This is a genomic window from Pseudonocardia sp. OZ21 (assembly GCF_059359135.1).
In genome coordinates this window covers 415,720-435,544 of sequence record NZ_JCADBN010000002.1, presented here as the reverse complement: position 1 = coordinate 435,544, position 19,825 = coordinate 415,720, and the positions used below count along the sequence as shown (strand labels likewise).

The following is a 19,825-nucleotide window of genomic DNA, read 5'->3' as shown; positions in this document are numbered from 1 at the left end:
CTTGTACTTGTACGTCGTATAGCGAAAGGATCGCCATGTCCGACCAGACCAGCACCCCGGCGCCCCCGGCTCTCTCCACCGAGCTCCGGCTGGGCAACGGGATCGTCCTGCGCAACCGGCTCGCGAAGGCCGCGACCAGCGAGCACCTGGCAGATCGCCACGGGGCACCCACCGCCCAGCTGATCGAGGCCTACCGGCGGCTCGCCGCTTCCGGGGCCGGCCTGCTGATCAGCGGGAACGTCATGGTCGACGGCTCATCGCTCGAGGCTCGGCGCAACGTCGTGATCGAGGACGAGCGCCATCTGACCGCGCTGCGCCGGTGGTCCGCCGCAACCGACGGAACCGATACCCGGTTCCTGCTGCAGCTGTCCCATCCCGGACGTCAGACCATGCGCGGGCTGTCCGTCGCGGGACGGCGCCAGGACGTCGTCGCGCCGTCCGCCGTTCCGCTGGCTGTCGGAGGACGGATGTTCCGTCCGCCGCGGGCGTTGGCCGGGCCGGAGATCCTCGACGTGGTGGGGAAATTCGCCACCGCCGCCCGCGTCGCTGCGGACGCCGGCTTCGCCGGGGTGGAGCTGCACGCCGCGCACGGCTACCTGATAAGCCAGTTCCTCTCGCCCTTGACCAACCGGCGCACAGACGGATGGGGCGGACCGCTCTCGAACCGGATGCGCTTCCTGCTCGAGATCGTCCGCGCCGTCCGTGCGCAGACTGCCGAGTCCTTCCTGGTCGCGGTCAAGCTGAACTCCGCGGACTTCCAGCGGGGCGGGTTCGACGCCGACGACGCGCGGAACGTCGCCGTCGCGCTCGAACAGGAGGGCGTACACATCATCGAGCTCTCCGGCGGGACCTACGAGAACGTCTCCGTGGTGGAAGCCCGCCGCGCGTCGACGACCTCCCGCGAGGCCTACTTCCTGGAGTACGCGGAGGAGCTCTCGCGCACGCTCACCGTGCCGCTCATGCTGAGCGGCGGCTTCCGCACCCGCAGCGGCATGACCGCCGCGCTGGAGAGCGGCGCCGTCGACATCATCGGGCTGGCACGGCCCATCGCACACGAGCCCGACTTCCCCCGGCGCATTCTCGACGGGAGCACCGGAACGAGCCTGGCCCGGCCCCAGCGTGTCGGGGTGAAGATCGTCGACGACCTGCTGAACAGCGCGTGGCACCAGCAGCAGATCGCCCGCCTCGGCCGTGGCAAGCCCGTACGCCCGAACCGCAAGCCCGCTGTCGCGCTGGCTATCGCGGTGCTGACCGAGCTCCGCGACGGCATGTCGGCAAGGTTCCCCCTGTCCTGATCCGTTCCGGGTCACCTGCTCGTCCTGGATGTGGCACATCCCGAGACCTCAGGATTGCGGCGCACTCAGCCGGGGGAGACCACGATGCGCCACGGAGGGTCGGGCAGGCTGATGATGCGGACCTCGCCCGCGTCGTCGCCCGCATCCGCGTCGAGGATCATGAGCGAGCCGGCGAGCGACCGTGCCGACGTGGAGAGCACCACGCGGTCCTCGGGGTTGACCACGACCACGTCGACGGCCAGGTCGCCCAGCTCCCGGAGCACGAGCGTCTCGAACCGCGCCACCGGGACGTCCGCGCCTGCCACGCCGAGGAACTCCCCGTCGGCGACGACGGGAACGGTGAGCGTGAGCAGGTACCGGTGTGTGCCGTGCACGTCGACGTAGGGGCCGACGACGTGCCGGCGGCCCGTCCGGCGCGGGACGACGAACCACTCCGCGGCGGCGTAGTCGTAGAAGCCCACGCTGTGCGGGTTGAGATCGACCTCCAGCCGCACCGGGTCGTGCCGGGACGGCTCCGACTGCCACCACTCCAGGTGCAGCGGCCGGTCGGCGAGCAGCCCGGGTGCGGTGATCACGCCCATGCCGACCGCGACCTCGCGCTCCCCGGTGAGCAGGTCCAGCAACCGCCCACGTACTGCCGTGATGTCGCCGTCGCACATCCGCTCGCCCCGCTCCCGCGCGGCCCGGTGAGCTGCCAGCAGGGTGTCCCGCGCTGCCGTGACCGAGTGGAAGACCTGCTCGACGACGGCTTCGATCACCGTCGCCGCCTGCTCGGCGGCCCTGCTGTCGACGGGGCTGTCGACGGGGCCGTCGGCGGGGCCCGTCGCGTCCGGACGCCGCGTGCTCACGAGCCGCCTCCCGCCGCGGCGGCGTGCGGCACCGCCGCGTCCGCGCTGGTGCGCTGCTGTCCCCGGCGGGTCAGGTCGAGATGCACGTCGATCAGCCGCGCGGTGACCTCCCCGATGTGCGCCTCGGTGAGCTGCCGCGCGGTCGCGCCGTCCCGGCCCTCGATCGCGTCGACGACCTGCCGGTGGCTCGCGATCGTCGCGGCCAGCTCGGCGGCCGTGCGCGGGGTGCCCCAGAGCAGCTGCCCCAGCTCGGCCTGCAGCTCGATCTCCTGCAGCGTGAGCCGCACGGACTGGGCGGCGGCCGCCACGTCGATGTAGTAGCGGCTCTCTATCCGGCGCTGCCGGGTGCCCTCGTCCACGGCCGCCAGCCGGTCCAGGATCTCGCGCAGCCGCGCGATCTCACTCGCGGTGGCCCGGTCGGCGGCGAGCCGTGCCGCGGTGCCGCCGACCGCCGCGCGGATGTCGCCGAGCTCCCGCAGTTCGATGCTGCCGATCTCCCGGAGCCGGCCGAGCGACAGCTCGGTGAGGGCCTCCTCCGAGGCCCGCACGAAGCTGCCCCCGCCCCGGCCGCGGCGCGTGTCGACCAGGCCCCGCGCCCGCAGATCCGCCAGCGCGTCGCGCAGCGTCACCGTGGAGACGTTCAACAGCGCCGCCAGGTGGGTTTCGGCGGGTAGCTGCTCGCCGTCGACGATGATGCCGAGCGCGATCGCGCTCCCGAGCCGCCGCGCCACCGCCTCGCTGCGGCCGGATCCGTCGTCGAGCGGCGCGAAGACCGCCCGCCGCGCATCACCGGACAGCAGCCGCACCAGCGCACCTCCCGGACCTTTCCCTGCGCCCCGAGTCTGGCACGCCCCCGGACGGCGACAAGGGGGCACGCCGCTCTTGACCATTGAAATGTGATCTCATAGGTTTCGCCCTCGCAGTGTCCTACCTCACATCGTGGAGATCTCGTGACTCGTGCCGATCCCGATGCCGACCCCGGCGGCGACGCGCTCGCCCGTCCGTTCACCCCCGGGATGGCGTCCAACGACCCCGGCCTCGCCGAGCTCACCGAGACCGTCGCCGGGCGGGTGGACATCGAGATCGTGGACCGGGAGACCCGCGAGTTCGTCGAGGAATGGCGCAACGCCTCGTACAACTGCTACTCGTCGGGACACAAGTTCTGCCGCGAGGTCTGCCCCGTCATGCAGGTGACCCGCAACGAGTCGTGGACGCCCACCGCCTTCCACGCGAACGTCGTCGCGATGGAGCGCGGTGAGCTCGACGTCGCGGACATCGCCGCGGACTACGTCAACTGCACGCAGTGCGGGGCGTGCGAGCTGCGCTGCCCCAACACGCTGTACACCGGTGACTTCTACCGGTTCCGCACGCGCACCGTGGACATCGTCAAGGCGGTGCGCGCGCTGGCCGTGGACAAGGGTGTCCACCAGCCGCAGTGGCAGAGCTGGAACGCGCGCACCGACGAGAGAACCCACGAGCCCGTGCTCGGGGAGGTCGCGGTCAGCCAGGACACCGTCCGCGACTGGGCCGATGGCCTCGACATCCCCGTCGGCGGCGAGACGGTGCTGTTCGTCGACTGCGAGGCCGCGTTCTACCGCACGTCGGTACCCCGGGCGGTCGCGCAGATCCTGCAGCAGGCCGGGTTCGAGTTCGGCCTGATGGGTGAGCAGTGGTGCTGCGGCGGCCCGGCCGCGGAGATGGGCTACGTCGAGCAGGCCAAGCGGTTCGCCCGGCACAACCTCGACAACTGGCGGTCCACCGGCACCCGGCGGGTGCTCGTGCTCGACCCCCACGACTACATCTCGTTCACCGAGGACTACCCGAAGTACTTCGGTGACGAGTTCGACGTCGAGATCGTGCTGGTCGTCGAGCTGCTCGCCGAACTGCTGCGCGACGGGGGGATCACGCCGTCGGTTCCGGTGGAACGCACGATCACCTACCACGATCCGTGCCGGCTCAACAAGAGGAAGGGGATCTGGGAGGAGCCGCGCGAGATCCTGCGCGCGATCCCGGGACTCACCTTCAACGACGTCGATCGCGTGACCCAATGGTCGTACTGCTCCGGCGGGGGTGGGGGCCTGCCGGTGGAGAAGCCCGACCTGACGGCCGCGATCAGCGCACGGCGTGTCGACGCCGCAGCAACACTCGGCGTCGACACGCTGGTAAGTGCCTGTCCCTGGTCGGAGCGCCCGCTCTCGGCAGCGGGGGACGCCCGCGACATCGACGTCGTGGACATCCACGAGCTACTCGCCGAGTCGCTCGGCATCACCGTCGGCGGCAGCCGCGGCGAGGTCGGCGACCGGCGCTCTGCCGGCGGCTGCGGCGGCGGGAGCTGCGGCGGCGCCGGGGGGTGCGGATCGTGACGCTCACCCCGGAGCGCCTGTCCACCGAGCAGGTCGACCGCGTCGTCGAGCGGCTGCGCACCGTGCTGCGCGACGAGCAGATCCTCACGTCCAAGACCGACCGCTACAACCGCGCCCGCGTGCCCGCGCCCTTCCCCGTGCACCGGTGGGCCGAGCGGGTGCCCGACCTGGCCGTCCTGCCGACGTCCACCGACGAGGTGGCGGCGGTCGTCCGGATCGCCAACGAGCTCAGGGTCCCGATCGTCCCGCGCGACGGCGGCACCGGACTGACCGACGGGGCCGTCCCGCTGCGCGGCGGCATCGTCGTCGACGTCAAGCGGATGAACGAGATCCACGAGCTGGACCTGGAGAACCGCACGGTCACCGTCGGCACGGGCATCAACATGCTCAAGCTCAACGAGCAGCTGGCCCGGCACGGCCTCATCTACCCCGACGACCCGGCGTCGTACCCCTGTTCGCTGGTCGGCGGCCGGATCGGCACGTCGGGCTGGTCGCTCATCGGCTCCCGCTACGGGCACACCCGCGACCTGGTGCTCTCCTTCGACCACGTCCTGCCCACCGGGGAGGTCATCCACGTCGGCGACGGCATCGGCGGCAAGATCTCCAAGTCCTCCAGCGGCTACCAGCTCAAGCACCTGTTCATGGGGCACCAGGGCACGCTGGGCATCGCCACGAAGGCCACCCTCAAGCTCTACCCGAAGCCCGAGGCCGAGCTCTCGCCGTTCTGGGCGTTCGACAACTACGACGACGCCTACCGGTGCGTGGGGGCGCTGGCCAGGGCGGGGGTCGCCACGTTCGCCGGCGCGGTGCTCTTCGACGAGTGGAAGGTCGCCTACCTGCGCCGCGACGACGAGGCGTACATCCCGCAGCCCGCCGACGTCCGGGCGCTGGTGTGTGCGGTGATGTACGGCTACGAGGACGAGGTGCGGCCCGCGGGACGGCGGCTCTTCCGGATCGCGAAGGAGCACGGGGCGCGCTACCTCGGCGACGAGATCTCCGAGGGGGACTGGGCCGCCCGCCACGACCGGTACGCCACCCCGCTGCACGGACGCACCAAGGCGGGCCAGGTGGTGCCCATGAGCTGGCACTGTGAGGACGCCGCCGTCAGCTACACGCAGGTGCCCGCCGTCACGAAGGCCTGGCACGAGATCGTGGCCGGCCTCCGTCGCAGGACCGACGTCTTCGACGACTGGGGGATGTTCGCCTACACCTCGGCCGACACGGGGGTGGACTACCTGACGGAGATCGACGTCGGGATCTGGGAGCAGCAACTCGGCGACGAGGCGTGGGAGCTGTGGGTGCAGGCGAAACGGGAGATCGCCGCGGCCGCGCTGCGTCACGGCGGGTCGATCAGCGCCTGCCACGGCTCGTGCCGGGAGGGGGAGGTGGACCTGGTGCCGCAGGAGCTGGGCCGCGGCTTCGAGGTGATGCTCGACGTCAAGCGCGCCCTCGACCCCAACAACATCATGAACCCGGGCAAGTATCTGCTGGACCTCGCGTACGAGCCCGATGCCGCTGCGGCGCTCGTCGCACTGAGGGGAGGGTCAGGATGAATCGGACGAACGGTTACCGCTACGGTGAGCAACACACCCCACCCGCCCCGCAACGAGTGAGTGATGTCGCGCTTACCACTTTCGAGCACGTGTACGAGGTCGACCCTCGGCTCATGGAGCGGTGGGTGCTGCAGCAGACGTTCCCCAACTGGGACTCGCTGCGGATCATGAACGCCCGCCACGACCACCTCGACTGGATGCACCGACACTTCGCCGAGAAGGTCCTCACCGGATCGGAGCTTCTCGCCGAGGTCGACGCCGACGACAGCTCCCCCGCTTCCTGACCAACCCCGACCAGGAGTTCATCGTGAAGTTCAGCTACGTGATGTTGCCCGACTATCCCCTGACCGAGTCGCTGGCATCGATCCAGCTGGCCGACGAGCTCGGCTTCCACGCCGTCTACGCCGCGGACGAGACGTGGCACAAGGACCTGTGGCTGCTGTTCGCGGCCGCCGCCGACAAGACCAAGAACATCCGCATGGGCCCGAGCGTCTCGGCCGTCGTGCTGCGTGAGCCCACCCTCATCGCGCAGGCCGCCGCCACCCTCGACGAGCTCACCGGTGGTCGCGCGGAGGTCGTGCTGTCGTCGGGCAACTTCGGGCTGCTCGCCCAGTACGGCATGGACTGGACCACCCAGAAGCCGCTGTCGCGGGTGAAGGAGGGTGTGCAGGTCATCCGGACGCTGCTGGACGACGGCGCGATCACCTTCGACGGTGAGTTCTTCACGTACAAGGGCCTGTTCAGCTTCGCGCGCCCGGTTCAGGACCACCTGCCGGTCAAGATGGGCGCGATGCGCGGCCCGAAGTCGTTCCAGGTCGCTGCCGAGTTCTCCGACGGCTGCCACCACGCCCTGAGCTACACCAAGGGTGCGTACGACTACATGTACGAGAACATGAAGATCGGTGCCGACCGCGCGGGCAAGAACGTCGACGACCTCGACATCGGCGCCTGGGTCGTGTTCTCCACCGGCGAGGACTCGGCAGTCGCCAAGGACGCCGCCCGCTCGATGGTCGGCCTGTACGCCTCGGCCATGCCCAACGAGCAGCTCGAGCGCAACGGCGTGTCCCCCGAGTCGATGAAGCCGATCATCGACGCGCTGGGCGCCGGCGACCTCGCCGGCTCGATCGACGCCACCACCCCGGAGATCGGCGAGACCCTCTCGATCGCCGGCACCCCCGAGGAGTGCGTGGCGAAGCTGAAGGAGATCGAGGCCGCGGGCGTCAACCACATGATCCTCGCGATCACCGACGCCACCCTGGTCAAGACCTTCATGGGCCGCGACATCGAGGGTGTCGCCGACGTGGACACCCAGCTGCGGCTGATCCACGACCGGATCATGCCCGAGTTCTCCTGATCCACGCGTCGATGGGCGGCATCCCTACCCGGGATGCCGCCCATCGGCGTCTCCGCCCTACTTCGTTCCGGCGGGATCCATCGGGCCCGGGGGAGGGGGCTCGACCGGACGTCCCCCGCCGCCACCGCCGCCGTCCGGATCCACGGCGATGATCACCGGGTCGGCGGGTGCAACCCGGGTACCGGCTTCGGGCAGCTGCGCGGTCACGACCCCGCTGACCGGGAGCGGCTCGTCCGGGTCGCCCGCGACGGCCACCACCCGCGCCGTGAAGGCGAGTTCGTGCGCATCGCCGACGTCCAGGCCGACGAGGGCTGGTACCAGCACTTTCTCCTGCTTCTCCACGATCCTCCTGCTGCTCGGTTCCGACGGGTGCTCGTGGCGCAGTGAGCTCGATCATGAGTACCCACCCGATCGAAATCGGACACGCCGGATCAATCGTCGCGGCGAGATCGACGTGGGAGTGGTGGGAGCGCTGCCGCGGCCACGCTGACGTCGATCTCGGCGCCATTCACGTCCACACCGGCGGGTCCGGGTCCGACGTCGCCGCGAGTGAGGCGTCCCGGTGTTCCCCGTGACGCGGAGGCGGACTGTGCGTGGGGGCGCGAAGCCGGTACGGCACAATGCCCGGCAGGGGCGACGTCGAGAGCGCCTGCACAGTTGGATCACAGACAGGCCGCTTGTTGCGCCGCTCCCCCCGGAGTTTCGGAACAGTGATCACCGCTGGTTCTGCGTTGTTCTGCCCACGGCTGCCGACATTCGTGGTGCGGAGCCCGGAACCTGTCGAGGTGGTTGCTCGTTGTTTCGTCGCGGGGCGGCGTGGCGATCGCGCATACCCTTCGTCCGGATTCGCGTGACCAACTTCATTCAGCGCAAGGCCGGGGTGGGCTGAGCGAATCCGGCTTCGGGTCCGGGTGTGTTTTTCCCGGTGCCGGCCGCACCGGAGGGTGACGCCCCGGTCCCACGGATCATGGACGTCACCTCGGCATCCTCCCTCCGTCGCCGTGATCGGTCGGTGGGAGGTCGTCGACTTCCTGTGCCCGGCGGGTCGTGTGCGCCACCTGTAGCTATGCCAACTTGACGTTGTCGTTGTTTTCTGGAGAGTATCGGCGCGTCTGGACAGAACTCACCGAACGGAAGTGACTGTGGCGCAGCACGTTGAAACCCGGCTCGTCGACGACCTGGATGGATCGGAAGCCGAGGAGACGGTGACATTCTCTCTCGCCGGGCGCCAGTACGAGATCGACCTGTCGGGCAAGAACGCGGCACGGCTGCGGGAGTCGCTGGCGTCGTTCGTCGCCGCGGCCCGGCGCAGCGGTAGCCGTCAGCCCTCGACCGCCGTCCGATCCGCACGCCCCGTCGTGAGCGATCGTGAGCACACCGCCGCCGTTCGGGAGTGGGCTCGGGAGAACGGCCACCAGGTCTCGGATCGTGGACGTATCCCGAACTCCGTGCTCGAGGCCTACGAGCACCGTGACTCGACGCCGGCCGCCACGGTCGAGGCGGAAGCGCCTGCCGCCCCGGTCGAGGAGGCTCCGGCCAAGCGGCGGAAGGCGGCGCCGCCCGTGGCCAACCCGTTCGCGCTCAACTAGAGACCGCGTGCCGGCGGTCGAGGGCCGGGTTCGGCCAGGCCCTCGACCGGAGACGCCGTGCCGGAGATCAGACCGGTTCGGCGAGTTCGTCGACGATCCGGTCGATCTCGGAGCGCGCGTAGGCGGCCAGGCGGCGCTGGTCGGCCTCGGCCTCGGGATCGGCTTCCTCGAGATCCCCGATCACCACGATGTTCTCGTCGTTGAGGGTGGTGGCCGGGGCGGTGTAGTTGAAACTGCCGATGATGACGAGCCGGTCGTCGATCACCATCAGTTTGTGGTGGACCTTGCGGACCCCGTTGCCGCGGACGTTCTGGAACAACTTGACTCCGGCGGATTTCAGCGCGACGGTGGCCGCCCACTTCTGGGCGCCCTGGCCGCGGTCGAGCACTCCGCGGAAGCGGCGGGTGGGGCTGACCAGGCGGACCATCGTGTCGTCGATCCCGCTGGACTGGGCGAAGGTGAACATGGCGAACTCGACGCTGTGTTCCGCCTTCAGCATCTGCTTCATGATCTCCATCTCGGGCCCGTGCCGCGGCGCGAACAACGGCTTGACGCGGACGGTCCCGATCCGGATCTCCCGGGGACGCGGCTCGTGGCGTTCATGAAGGTCACCGAAGGTGCCCGAGCGCAGGCGTTCGAACTCGGCGAGGTACTGGTCGGTGATCTTCTTGCCGTGCAGGACGACGACGTGGTTGAGGTTGTTCCCCGCCTGCCCGCTGCCGGGGCCATTGGTGCCCGTGTCGGTGCGGGTGAAGTTCGTCGATCCGGTCAGGACGGCTGCCGTGGGGGTGCCCGGATCCCGGACGACGAACTTCTGGTGAAAGATCTCCGGGTTCAGGTCGGTGATGACGTCGATTCCGGCGCGCAGCAGCGCGGCGTAGATCGTGCGGTTCGCTTCGTTGTCACCTGCGCCCGTCCAGGGATCGGCGAGCGGTTTCTCCTCCGTGAGGTAACTCGATTCGAGGATCGCCTGCACCCGGATCCTGGTGCCTCGGGCGGTCGCCGGTGTTCTGGGCCGGGCGGCCGCCGCGAGCAGGGCCTCGGCGATCGGGCGGGAGTCCAACTCCTGCACGGCGACCAGTAACCGCTGCTGTGCCCCGTCGATGAACGCGCGGATCACGGCGTCCAGGTCGTCGGGGGCGCCGAGTGCCGATGGGCCCATGTGCAGCTCGACGCCCCGTAGCGAGATTCCCACCGTGTCGTCCCCCCGGGCTGCGGAATCAGCGGGCCCAGTATGGGTGCGACGACCTTCGGCAGATACCGCTGAACGAATTCCCGGGAATTGATCATCTTCACGGACTGTGCATTCCTGGACATTTCACCGGCGCTCGTTGTGCCCCGGCCTGCTACCTCAGGCTTGCTACGTCATGGCCGGCGCCGCGCGGCGATGCCCGATGATCCGGCCGCCCGCACGGCGCCACAGCACGACGCCCACGACCGCCGCGACCAGCGCCGGGACGACCCCGCAGAACGCCATGCCGACGCGCGGCCCGAACTCCGTGGTGACCCAGCCGACCACCGGAGCGCCCAAGGGCGTGCCCCCCATGAACACGAGCATGTAGAGCCCCATCACGCGGCCACGCACCGCAGGGTCCACCCAGGACTGCACCGACGAGTTGGCCATCGCCTGGAAGGCGACGTTGACCACTCCCATCGCGATGAGTGCCCCGAGGAACATCACGAGGCCCGGGGCCAGTGCGGCGCCCACCTGAGCGAGGCCGAACGCCACTGCCGCCACGACCAGCGTGCGCAGCCGGGTGCGGGTCCGGCCGCCCGCGAACAGCGCGCCCGAGACCGACCCGACGGCGAGCATGACGTTGAACAGGCCGTAGAGGTCGGCGCCCCCGTGGAACGTCGAGTCGGCCATCCCGGTGAGGACCACGGGGAAGTTCAGCCCGAAGGTGCCGATCACCCCCACGAGGAAGATCGTCCAGCCGACGTGCGGGCGCGCGCGCACGTACCGCAGGGCCGAGCGGAGCTGGCCCTTGGCGCGCTGCACGGCCGGAGCGGGCACGAGCTCGGCCGACCGGATCAGCATCAGCCCCATCAGCGGGGCGAGGTAGGACGCGGAGTTGGCGGCGAACGCCCATCCCGTGCCGACCGTGCCGATCAGCACCCCCGCGATGGCGGGGCCGAGCAGCCGAGTGGTCTGGAAGACGGCCGCGTTGAGCGCGATCGCGTTGCGCACGTACCGCGTCGGCACGAGCTCGTTGACGAACACCTGCCGGGTCGGGTTGTCGACGACGATCACCAGGCCCTGGATCAGCGCGAAGGCGTAGACGTACTCCACGCGGGCGTGCCCGGTGAGCGTCAGGACGGCGAGCGCTGCGCTGAGGCCTCCGTTCAGCGACTGGGTGACCATGAGGATCGCCCGCTTCGGGTAGCGGTCGGCGATCATCCCGCCGTGGATGCCGAACAGGAGCATCGGCAGGAACTGCAGCGCCATCGTGATGCCGACCGCCGCTGAGCTGCCCGTCAGCTCGAGGACCAGCCAGTCGAGCGCGATGCTCTGCATCCATGTGCCGGTGCTCGCCACGCCCTGGGCGGCGAGGTAGATCCGGAAGTTGTGCACCCCGAGGGCGGCGAAGGTGCCCCCGCGGCGCGTCGTAGCGGTTTCACTTGCAGATATGTCGGCCGTAGCCGTTGTCACAGAAAGCCCTTCGTAGCGGCGAGAAGATCTCCACACTCCACTTTGCGGGCAGGGCGAGATATTCTGAACACCGATCAACCGACTAACTGCTATTGCGGAGGGCTATGACCGTCACCTACGACCCGGTCCAGCTCCAGACCTTCCTCGCCGTCTCCCAGACCCGCAGCTTCACCCAGGCCGCGGCGCGCCTCGGTATCCGCCAGCCCACGGTCAGCCAGCACATCCGCAAGCTCGAGGAGGCCACCGGCCGCGTACTCGTGCACCGCGACACCCACACCGTCACGATCACCCCGGACGGCGAGGCCATGATCGGCTTCGCCCGGTCGATCCTCGCCGCGCACGAGCAGGCCGCAGGCTACTTCAGTGGCGAGCGCCCGCACGGCCGCCTGCGCATCGGCATGTCCGACGACCTCGCGCTCACCCGGCTGCCGCAGATCCTGCGCGACTTCCGCCGCGACCACCCGCTGGTCGACCTCGACCTCACCGTCGACCAGAGCGGCAACCTGCACCGCAGGCTCGAGAACGACCGGCTCGACCTGTTCGTGGGTAAGCGCCCGCGCGGCGAGCACCGCGGCCAGCTCGTGAAGCGCGACCGGATGGTGTGGGTGGGCAACCAGTCCACGCGGCTCGACTTCGGCAGGCCGCTCCCGCTCGCCGTCTACCCGACACCCAGCCTCAGCCGCACGGCGATGCAGAACGCACTGGAACGCACCAACACCGCCTACCGCAGCGCGTGCATCTGCCGTGGTGTCAACGGCCTCATCGCCGCCGTGGCGGCGGGCATCGGCATCTCCGCGCTGGCGAGCAGCCTCGTCCCGGTGCAGCTCACCCCGCTCGGGCCCCAGCACCGGCTCCCCGAGCTGGGCTACATCGACCTCGTGCTGCTCACCAACCCCCGCACCGAGCAGCGTCCGGCCACGAAGGCGCTCGCCGCCGCCGTGCTCGCGAGCGGGCCCACCAGCCTCGCCACGGCCTGAGGTCAGGCGCGTCCGCCCGTCCCGGTGGCCGACAGTGGGGGAGCGGCGCCCGCGGGTGCGCCCAGCAGGACGCGCAGGACGTCAGGCAGCCGGGTGGGATCCGGGCCGCGCCACGCGACGACGTGGTCGGGTCGGAGCAGCAGGGCGCAGCCCGCCGGGAGGAACCCGGCCTCGACCCGGTGCACGGGTAGCGGCACCGGCGAACCCGCGGCGCAGCGCTCCCACGGCGCCGGGTCGCCACCGACGACGAGGGCCCACCCGGGGCCGGCCAGGTCGAGCGTCGAGCGGGTGCGGGTGGCGTCGAGCCACCGGTGCGGCACCCGGGTGCCGACGCGCCCCGCGGGCTCGAACACCTCGACGGGCTCGATCTCGCCGCCCTGGTCCGGCCCACCGACGAGCGCTCCCGCCGGGTACTGGAATCCACCGGCGGCCAGCACGTACGGGTGCGCGAGAGTGCTGTCGGGAACGGCCGAGCGCAGGTCCGTCGAGCGTCTGCTCGACTGGTCGGCCGCGAACCACCCGGCGGGGCGCCGCTCGGCGTCGTAGCTGTCCAGGAGTGCGGGCGCCGCGGTGCCCGCGAGGACCGCCGCGATCTTCCACCCCAGGTTGTGCGCGTCGGTGATGCCGGTGTTGGCCCCGATCGCCGCGAACGGGGGCATGACGTGCGCGGCGTCTCCCGCGAGGTACACGGGGCCCGCGGAGTAGTGGTCGGCGACGAGCATCTCGGGTTGCCAGGCCAGCACGCTGAGCACGTCGAGATCGGGGACGGCCACCCCGAGCGCGGTGCGCAGCAGCGCGGGCCAGTCCCTGTCGGTCTCGCCGTCCGCCGCCATGAACACCCATCGCGCGTGTCCGTCCACGGACGCGAGGGCACCAGGGGTGTCCGGATGCTCGATCTGGCAGAGGTTGAACTCCCGCCCCCGCACGACGTCGGCGAGATCGGCACGGAAGTAGACGTTCACCCCCGGGCCGCCGATCGCACCGCGGCCCGAGCGGCCGATGCCGAGCGCGGTGCGCACGGGACTTCGCGCGCCGTCGGCCGCGACGAGGAGCGGCACCCGCAGCCGTTCGCGCCGGTTTCCCGCCAGGTCGTGAAGCTCCGCCACCACGCCGTCCGCGCCGGAGGTGAATCCGGTCATGGCCGTGCGGAACCGGACGTCGGCGCCCGCGTCGAGCGCCGCCCCGCGGAGGACGGGTTCGAGAACGTCCTGGGCCACGAGGCACGGCAGCTCCGGGCTGGGTTCGACGTCTTCCCCGGCAGGCCCCGAGGGCTGCCACAGCGGCAGCTGCTCGGCCTCGGCGAGCGTCCGGCCGGCGGCCATGTGGTAGTGCCCGGCGAGGTCGCTGGCGGCGTCGTGCACCAGTTCGGCGGCCCCGAGCTCGCGGAAGACCTCCATCGTCCTGGTGTGGAACCGGCGCGCCTTCGGCTGCGGTGACGTGGTGGCGTGCCTCTCGACGAGCGTGACGTCGACGCCGTGGTGGCGCAGGACGAGTGCGGCGGTCAGTCCGACCAGCCCGCCGCCGACGACGAGCACTCCGGCACTGTCGCGTGTACGTTGTACAATCACGGTGTACTTCGTACACGACGGCTATGCTCCTGGCAATGTCCTCGTCGACCGACCCACAGCCGGTGCCGGGCGGGCTGGTCTGGTTCGACGAGCCCCCACCTCCGCGCGCCACCGAGCAGCTCAGTCGCGAGAAGGTCGTGGCGGCGGCGATCGCGGTGGCGGACGCCGACGTGCGCGGCGAGGTCACCATGCGGGCGATCGCGGCCCGTCTCGGCGTGCGCAGCCCGATGGCCCTCTACCGCTACGTCGGCAGCAAGGACGGGCTGGTCGACCTGATGGTCGACGAGGTGTACGGCGAGATCCGCGTCCCGGCGTCCGGTGACTGGCGGGAGTGCCTGCGTGGGCTGGGTCTGTCGGCCTGGGAGGCCGTGCAGCGGCACCCCTGGTTCGCCCGGCTCGCGTTCAGCCGCCCACCGCTCGGACCGCACGCGCTCGCCACGTACGACGCGGCGCTGGCCGGGCTCGCCGGGCTGCAGCTGGGGCCGACCGTCCGCATGGGGTTCATCGACACGGTGCTCGGCCAGGCACTGGCGTCCGGCCTGGCCATGCTCGAGGAGCGCGCCATGCGCGAGCGCGTCGGCCTGCTCACCGAGGAACAGCTCGCCGCCGCCGCCCGCCCCTATCTCGAGCGGATCACGGCGGAGGGCCGGTACCCCCACTTCATCGAGTGGGCCAACGATCCCCGGCGCTTCGACCCCCCGCCACACTCGTTCGAGCAGGTCCTGGAATGGCTGCTCGACGGCCTGGCCCGCGGCGTGCCCGACCGCACCTGACATAGGGTGAAACGGCCCGGTGCGGCCGTGGAACCACAGTGAGCTGCCGTACCGGGCAGCGATATCGACCTCTCCAGTGCCCCGGGCGGTGAGCTTCTCGATTCGGCCCCGCTACGGCACGAGTGCCGGCTGGTCCACGGCCCACAGCCACGACCCGTCCGGCTGGCGGCGGGCGATCTCGACGGTCACCTCACCGGTGGTCAGCGTGGACACCGTGAGTGCGAGGTCGCCGCTCACCAGCGCTGGATGCTGCCTACCCGGCGAGAGCACCGGCGCGGCCGCCACGAACTGCTCGTACACCTTGCGGATCTCCGCATGTCCGGTCGCGAGGTTGCCCGGCGGAAACGCCAGCACGGCGTTCGGTTCGTACAACGCCACCAGCCCGTCGACGTCACCCGCGTTGCCGCGCTCGATGAAGTATCTGCCCAGGTCGTTCGGCTCAGTGGCACCTGTCCGGCTTGTCATGCTGATCAGCCTCTCCAGAAATCACGACATCCTGTGTCGTGTATTTCTGTAGAGTTCTCGGATGCGCGCCGACCGGTTGGTGTCGCTGGTGCTGCTGCTGCGCCGGCACGGCCGGCTGTCCGCGGCCGCGCTGGCCCGGGAGCTGGAGGTATCCACCCGCACCGTGCTGCGCGACATCGACGCGCTGTCCACTGCCGGCGTCCCGGTCTACGCCGAACGCGGCCGCCACGGTGGTTTCGCACTGCTGCCCGGTTTCCAGACCGAGCTCACCGGACTGAACCACGACGAGGCACTTGCCCTGCTGGTCGCCGGATCGCGGCGCGGCGCACAGGCGTTCGGCCTCGGCTCGGCGCTCGCTTCGGCCATGCGCAAGGTGGTCGACGCGCTGCCCGAGAGCTATCGGGCCACCGCGGCAGGCGCGGCCCAGCGGTTGCTCATCGAGCCGGAGACCGACCTCCTCGCGCGCCGGCTGGTCGATGAGGAGGTGCCCGACGCCGTCGTGACCGAGGTCCGGCGCGCGGTGTTCGCCGGACACAAGCTGCGCATCCACTACGCGGCCGTCGACCAGCCCCCGAAGTGGCGCACGGTGGACCCGATCGGCCTGGTCACCGTCCGCGGCCAGGGCTACCTGCTGGCCACGAGGTCCGGCGCGGACCGCACCTACCGGCTGTCCCGGGTCCTGGCCGCCGAGGAGCTCGCCGAACGCGCACAGCGGCCGGACCGCGTCGATCTGGACCGAGCCTGGCACGAGCGCAGCACGCGGTTCCGGACCGGCGGCGACCAGGTCACCGTGCTGGTACGGGTGACCGCGGCCCGGCGGGAGGACCTGCTGCGCACCGCGCTGGCCGTCAGCGCCGAAGAACCCGACGCGGACGGCCGGCTCCGACTGGAGGTGACCTTCAGCGATCCGCGACACGCGGAATGGGCGCTGTGGCAGCTCGGCACGAGCGCGGAAGCCCTGGCCCCGCAGTGGTTGCGCACCGCCCTGCTCAACCGTGCTGCCGCGATCGCCACCTGCTACGCGCCCGACGTGCCGTCGACTGCCCTGGAGACGTCCTGAGTGGAGGCCGGGGCCGCCGCGGGTCCACCCGGGCGGGATGATCGGCAGCGCACCTCAACCCCGGCACCCGACCTCCGAGGAGACGCACGGATGAGCGGCAGGACGTTCGTCGACGGATGCGGTAACCCGGTACTGGCCGAGGGGCTGCACGGCTGGGGTGGCCTGGACGGGGCGGTGCTCGCGCGGGTCGCGATCGGCGACCACGCGGCTGCCCGGCACGCCGCGTGGTCCGTCGCGGTCGCGCCCGTGACCGGCTGGTACCTGCCCGAGCTGACGGTCAACGCCGGTGAGCGGTGGACCGTGGGCATCGACGTCAGGGCGGACGCCGACGGGGCGGCCCGGGTGGAGATGGACTGGTACGACGCCTCCGGGGAGTTCCTCACCTCGACGTCCGGGGGAGAGACGCCCCTCGTCGCGGGTGCGGGGTGGACGCACGTCTCCGCCGTGTTCACCGCGCCGCCCGGGGCGGTGAACAGCCACCCCCTGCTCCGGATGCGCTCCGCCACCGGTCGGGCCCACTGGTGGGCGACCGCCGCCACGTACCGGCCGGTCGCGCCGGATGCCCACGACGACGGTGTCCAGGCCGCGGTCGTGCGCGGCTGGGGTCCTGTCGTCGACGGCGACGAGTTCGACTACACCGGCGCTCCCCGGGCGGACCGCTGGTCGACCTACGACGGGCCAGGGCACGAGGGCAACGGCCGCCGGACCCCGGCCGCGTTCTCCGTGGCGGGTGGTGTCCTGACCAACCACGGCGCCGCTGACGGCAGCACCGGTGGGATGGCGTTCCGGTCCGGCAGGGGCGGTCGCCACTACCGCATGGAGGCCCGGATGCGCCTCTACAACGTGGGCACGGCGGCGGGCCACCATACCACCCGGTGCTCCTGTGCTGGCCCGACAGCGAACAGTGGCCCCAGGGTGGCGAGGACGACTGGGCCGAGACCGACATCGGCTCCGGGCGGATGGAGGCGTTCATCCACTGGCCGGGGGACGACGGCAGTGCCCAGTCGTTCGCCGCGGCGCGGGTCGACATCACCGGGTGGCACAACTACGCCGTCGAGCGGGCCGCCGGCCACGTGGCAGGGTTCATCGACGGCGTCGAATGGTTCCGCTTCACCAACCGGCGGGTGCTCCGCATCCCGGGTCCGATGCACCCGGTCGTCCAGCTGGACTGCTTCCACCGTCGCGCGGTGATGCAGCCCGCGAACCAGGACCTCCGGTGGTTCCGGATCTACGCGCCACCGGCGTGAGCCGTCGACCGGACCATCGGGCCGGGTGAGTCACGCCTCATCTGGATTGAAAAGAAGTACTCAGTGAGCGCTAGTGTTCCGACCATGACAGAGACCGCGCCGCCCGTGCGCATCACCGAGGTCTCGGCGGCGTACTGGCGCGTGACCTTCGACAATCCGCCGCTCAACCTGGTCGATGCCGCCCTGTTCACCGGCCTGCAGGAGGTGCTCGCCCGGATCGAGGCCGGCGACGATCTCCGCGTGGTGGTGTTCGAGAGCGCCGACGAGGACTACTTCCTCGCGCATTTCGACATGAGTGGCAACGCCACTCCGGTGGTGCGGGCGCCCGGCCCCTCGGGCCTGCCCGGCGTGCCCGACATCGTCACCCGCCTGGCGAGAAGCCCCGTGGTCAGCATCGCCAAGATCCGCGGCCGGGTGCGGGGCCTGGGCAGCGAGTTCATCCTGGCCTGCGACATGCGCTTCGCCAGCAGGGAGCGGGCGGTGCTCGGCCAGCCGGAGGTGGGTGCCGGCGTGATTCCGGGCGGTGGCGGCACGGAGTGGCTGCCCCGGCTGGTCGGCCGGGGTCGAGCGCTGGAGATCATCCTCGGCGCCGACGACTTCGACGCCGAGATCGCCGAACGCTACGGCTATGTCAACCGGGCCGTGCCGGATGCCGACCTGGACGCGTTCGTCGACAACCTCGCGCGCCGGATCGCCTCGTTCGGCCGCAGACCACTGGCCCTGGCGAAGTCGCTGGTCAACCGGGGCTCCATCCCGCCGGACGAGGAGCTGGTCGAAGGCGGCACGGCGTTCAACACCACGCTCACCTGGCCGGAGACCCGCGAGCGGGTGGGCGACCCGCTCGGGCGCGGGCTGAACCGGCCCGGCGATGTCGAGCTCGATCTCGGCCGGCACGTCGGCCCACGCTGAGCAGCACAGCCCGACGGCCCGGGGGGTGTCAGTCGGCCAGCAGCACCACGCGGAGTGCACGGCGCGGCGTCTCCGACAGGTCGAGGGCGTCGGCGGCGGGCCAGCCGATCCGGATGACGAGCTGCGGCTGTTCCGGGATGCCCAGGACGTCGGTCTGCATCCGCCGCCTGCTGGCGTCGATCTCGAGCGCCTGGCTCAGCGGGGTGGTGGCCAGCCCTTTCCGGGTGGCCGCCAGCAGCACGGCGCTGGTCGCCTCTCCCGCGCACAGGCGGTCGAGGACGTCGTCCCCTGCGGTGGCCAGCACCAGGAGCTGGGCGGCGTCGTCCGGCGGGTGTCCCGGCGCGAGGGTCGGCTGGGCGAGCGTGGCCTGCCCGAAGCGGCGCAACCCCGTTGCCTTCACGAGGCCGACGGGCGGCGCTGCGACGCTGTCGGTGGGGACGCCGTCATGAGCACCGGGAAGACGATGGGTCCACAGCCGTAGCTCGGCGGCGTAGCCCGGTTCCCGGCCCTGCTGCTGGGCCGCGTCGGTCAGCACCGCGACGAGGTGCTCCCGGATGTGCGGGTCGGTCACCGGCACCAGTACCGCGCCTGCGGCCCGCGCGTGCTCCTGCAACGACTCGATGTGCTCCCGTGCCACCTCGCGGTGGCTCATCCGCCGCCGCTCGGTGTGACGCTCGGCGATCGCGGGGAAGAGCGAGGCATCGGCCGCGTCGGGCGTCCCGGTACCGGGCGCACCCACCGTCACCGTGGCGAGATGGGTGCGGTCCTCCGGGTCGGGGAGCCTACGGACCTCGGTGGCGAGGCCGCGGGCCGCGAGTGCCACCCGCAGGTGGTGCAGGGCGGCGCCGCAGCTGAGGACGAGGTCACGCCGGTCGGGATCGGTCACGTCCAGGTGGCGGTCCTCGTCGGCGTACAGCTCGACGGCGGCGGGACGGATCCGCCACCTCCAGGGCTGGGTGTTGTGGACCGAGGGCGCGCGCAGGGCGTCCGTGACCGCGTCGGACAGGTCGGCGTGCCTGGTCATCGCGGTCCTCCTGGAGCTCGGGCGTCGACGTCGAGCCTGCGCCTCCGCGCCCGCTCTGACGAGGGCCACACGGCTGCCCGAAAACGGGACGTTCGACCTGATACGGACCTCGCGAGGGGAGGTGCAGCGAAGACGGGACTTTCGACCCTG

General features: G+C 71.1%; 18 protein-coding genes and 1 pseudogene. 11 read left to right on the top strand and 8 right to left on the bottom strand.

The window, feature by feature from the left end:
• The first annotated feature begins 35 nt into the window (after positions 1-35).
• The gene (locus tag AC5L35_RS05670; RefSeq protein WP_495058473.1) at positions 36-1,295 is read left to right on the top strand and encodes an NADH:flavin oxidoreductase/NADH oxidase family protein; all 1,260 of its coding nucleotides are present in this window, start codon (positions 36-38) and stop codon (positions 1,293-1,295) included.
• Positions 1,296-1,360: 65 nt separating this feature from the next.
• Here the strand turns inward: AC5L35_RS05670 and AC5L35_RS05665 are convergent, their stop codons facing one another.
• Positions 1,361-2,143 carry a PDC sensor domain-containing protein gene (locus AC5L35_RS05665; protein WP_495058472.1) on the bottom strand — a complete coding sequence of 261 codons (783 nt, stop codon included), beginning with the start codon at positions 2,141-2,143 and terminating at the stop codon, positions 1,361-1,363.
• Entirely contained in the window at positions 2,140-2,949 is an 810-nt protein-coding gene (locus AC5L35_RS05660; RefSeq protein WP_495058471.1) for a FadR/GntR family transcriptional regulator, read from the bottom strand. The genes AC5L35_RS05665 and AC5L35_RS05660 overlap by 4 nt, the downstream gene beginning before the upstream one ends.
• Positions 2,950-3,093: 144 nt before the next feature.
• On the opposite strand from AC5L35_RS05660, the gene AC5L35_RS05655 reads away from it, so the two are divergent.
• From AC5L35_RS05655 to AC5L35_RS05640, 4 genes are all read left to right on the top strand, one after another.
• Positions 3,094-4,506, top strand: coding sequence for a (Fe-S)-binding protein (locus tag AC5L35_RS05655; protein WP_495058470.1), 1,413 nt, complete (start codon positions 3,094-3,096; stop codon positions 4,504-4,506).
• Positions 4,503-6,059, top strand: coding sequence for an FAD-binding oxidoreductase (locus AC5L35_RS05650; RefSeq protein ID WP_495058469.1), 1,557 nt, complete (start codon positions 4,503-4,505; stop codon positions 6,057-6,059). Before AC5L35_RS05655 ends, AC5L35_RS05650 begins: the two co-directional genes overlap by 4 nt.
• Before the next feature lie 89 nt (positions 6,060-6,148).
• Positions 6,149-6,343, top strand: a complete 195-nt coding sequence (locus AC5L35_RS05645) for a hypothetical protein (protein WP_495058468.1) — start codon at positions 6,149-6,151, stop codon at positions 6,341-6,343.
• 23 nt (positions 6,344-6,366) lie between these two features.
• Positions 6,367-7,413, top strand: coding sequence for an LLM class flavin-dependent oxidoreductase (locus AC5L35_RS05640; RefSeq protein ID WP_495058467.1), 1,047 nt, complete (start codon positions 6,367-6,369; stop codon positions 7,411-7,413).
• 57 nt (positions 7,414-7,470) lie between these two features.
• Here the strand turns inward: AC5L35_RS05640 and AC5L35_RS05635 are convergent, their stop codons facing one another.
• Positions 7,471-7,755: a PASTA domain-containing protein gene (locus tag AC5L35_RS05635; protein WP_495058466.1), complete on the bottom strand. Its 285-nt coding sequence runs from the start codon at positions 7,753-7,755 to the stop codon at positions 7,471-7,473.
• A gap of 800 nt (positions 7,756-8,555) precedes the next feature.
• On the opposite strand from AC5L35_RS05635, the pseudogene AC5L35_RS05630 reads away from it, so the two are divergent.
• Positions 8,556-8,888, top strand: a pseudogene (locus AC5L35_RS05630) (histone-like nucleoid-structuring protein Lsr2); the annotation flags it as partial.
• 181 nt (positions 8,889-9,069) lie between these two features.
• Here AC5L35_RS05630 and AC5L35_RS05625 read toward each other — a convergent pair.
• Complete coding sequence (locus AC5L35_RS05625; RefSeq protein WP_495058465.1) at positions 9,070-10,197, bottom strand: phospholipase D-like domain-containing protein; 1,128 nt, start codon at positions 10,195-10,197, stop codon at positions 9,070-9,072.
• Positions 10,198-10,362: 165 nt separating this feature from the next.
• Positions 10,363-11,652, bottom strand: a complete 1,290-nt coding sequence (locus AC5L35_RS05620; protein WP_495058464.1) for an MFS transporter — start codon at positions 11,650-11,652, stop codon at positions 10,363-10,365.
• Between the two features lie 104 nt (positions 11,653-11,756).
• On the opposite strand from AC5L35_RS05620, the gene AC5L35_RS05615 reads away from it, so the two are divergent.
• Positions 11,757-12,629, top strand: a complete 873-nt coding sequence (locus tag AC5L35_RS05615) for a LysR family transcriptional regulator (RefSeq protein ID WP_495058463.1) — start codon at positions 11,757-11,759, stop codon at positions 12,627-12,629.
• 2 nt (positions 12,630-12,631) lie between these two features.
• Here the strand turns inward: AC5L35_RS05615 and AC5L35_RS05610 are convergent, their stop codons facing one another.
• Positions 12,632-14,164 (bottom strand): FAD-dependent monooxygenase, encoded by a 1,533-nt coding sequence (locus tag AC5L35_RS05610; protein ID WP_495058462.1) that lies wholly within the window; start codon positions 14,162-14,164, stop codon positions 12,632-12,634.
• A 68-nt stretch (positions 14,165-14,232) separates the two neighbouring features.
• On the opposite strand from AC5L35_RS05610, the gene AC5L35_RS05605 reads away from it, so the two are divergent.
• A complete protein-coding gene (locus tag AC5L35_RS05605; protein ID WP_495058461.1) occupies positions 14,233-14,970 on the top strand; it encodes a TetR/AcrR family transcriptional regulator in 738 nt (245 codons plus the stop codon).
• 111 nt (positions 14,971-15,081) lie between these two features.
• On the opposite strand, the gene AC5L35_RS05600 is transcribed toward AC5L35_RS05605, so the two are convergent.
• Positions 15,082-15,435 (bottom strand): YybH family protein, encoded by a 354-nt coding sequence (locus tag AC5L35_RS05600; protein WP_495058460.1) that lies wholly within the window; start codon positions 15,433-15,435, stop codon positions 15,082-15,084.
• A 61-nt stretch (positions 15,436-15,496) separates the two neighbouring features.
• On the opposite strand from AC5L35_RS05600, the gene AC5L35_RS05595 reads away from it, so the two are divergent.
• From AC5L35_RS05595 to AC5L35_RS05585, 3 genes are all read left to right on the top strand, one after another.
• Positions 15,497-16,495, top strand: coding sequence for a helix-turn-helix transcriptional regulator (locus AC5L35_RS05595; RefSeq protein WP_495058459.1), 999 nt, complete (start codon positions 15,497-15,499; stop codon positions 16,493-16,495).
• A gap of 875 nt (positions 16,496-17,370) precedes the next feature.
• Positions 17,371-17,742, top strand: coding sequence for a LamG domain-containing protein (locus AC5L35_RS05590; protein ID WP_495058458.1), 372 nt, complete (start codon positions 17,371-17,373; stop codon positions 17,740-17,742).
• An 84-nt stretch (positions 17,743-17,826) separates the two neighbouring features.
• Positions 17,827-18,651 carry an enoyl-CoA hydratase/isomerase family protein gene (locus AC5L35_RS05585; protein WP_495058457.1) on the top strand — a complete coding sequence of 275 codons (825 nt, stop codon included), beginning with the start codon at positions 17,827-17,829 and terminating at the stop codon, positions 18,649-18,651.
• A gap of 28 nt (positions 18,652-18,679) precedes the next feature.
• On the opposite strand, the gene AC5L35_RS05580 is transcribed toward AC5L35_RS05585, so the two are convergent.
• Positions 18,680-19,675, bottom strand: a complete 996-nt coding sequence (locus AC5L35_RS05580) for an Acg family FMN-binding oxidoreductase (RefSeq protein ID WP_495058456.1) — start codon at positions 19,673-19,675, stop codon at positions 18,680-18,682.
• Positions 19,676-19,825 lie beyond the last annotated feature (150 nt).

Coding starts and splice junctions, on each gene's coding strand:
- AC5L35_RS05670 (WP_495058473.1), top strand. CDS start 36: ATGTCCGACCAGACCAGCACCCCGGCGCCCCCGGCTCTCTCCACCGAG.
- AC5L35_RS05615 (WP_495058463.1), top strand. CDS start 11,757: ATGACCGTCACCTACGACCCGGTCCAGCTCCAGACCTTCCTCGCCGTC.
- AC5L35_RS05605 (WP_495058461.1), top strand. CDS start 14,233: ATGTCCTCGTCGACCGACCCACAGCCGGTGCCGGGCGGGCTGGTCTGG.
- AC5L35_RS05600 (WP_495058460.1), bottom strand. CDS start 15,435: ATGACAAGCCGGACAGGTGCCACTGAGCCGAACGACCTGGGCAGATAC.
- AC5L35_RS05595 (WP_495058459.1), top strand. CDS start 15,497: ATGCGCGCCGACCGGTTGGTGTCGCTGGTGCTGCTGCTGCGCCGGCAC.
- AC5L35_RS05585 (WP_495058457.1), top strand. CDS start 17,827: ATGACAGAGACCGCGCCGCCCGTGCGCATCACCGAGGTCTCGGCGGCG.
- AC5L35_RS05580 (WP_495058456.1), bottom strand. CDS start 19,675: ATGACCAGGCACGCCGACCTGTCCGACGCGGTCACGGACGCCCTGCGC.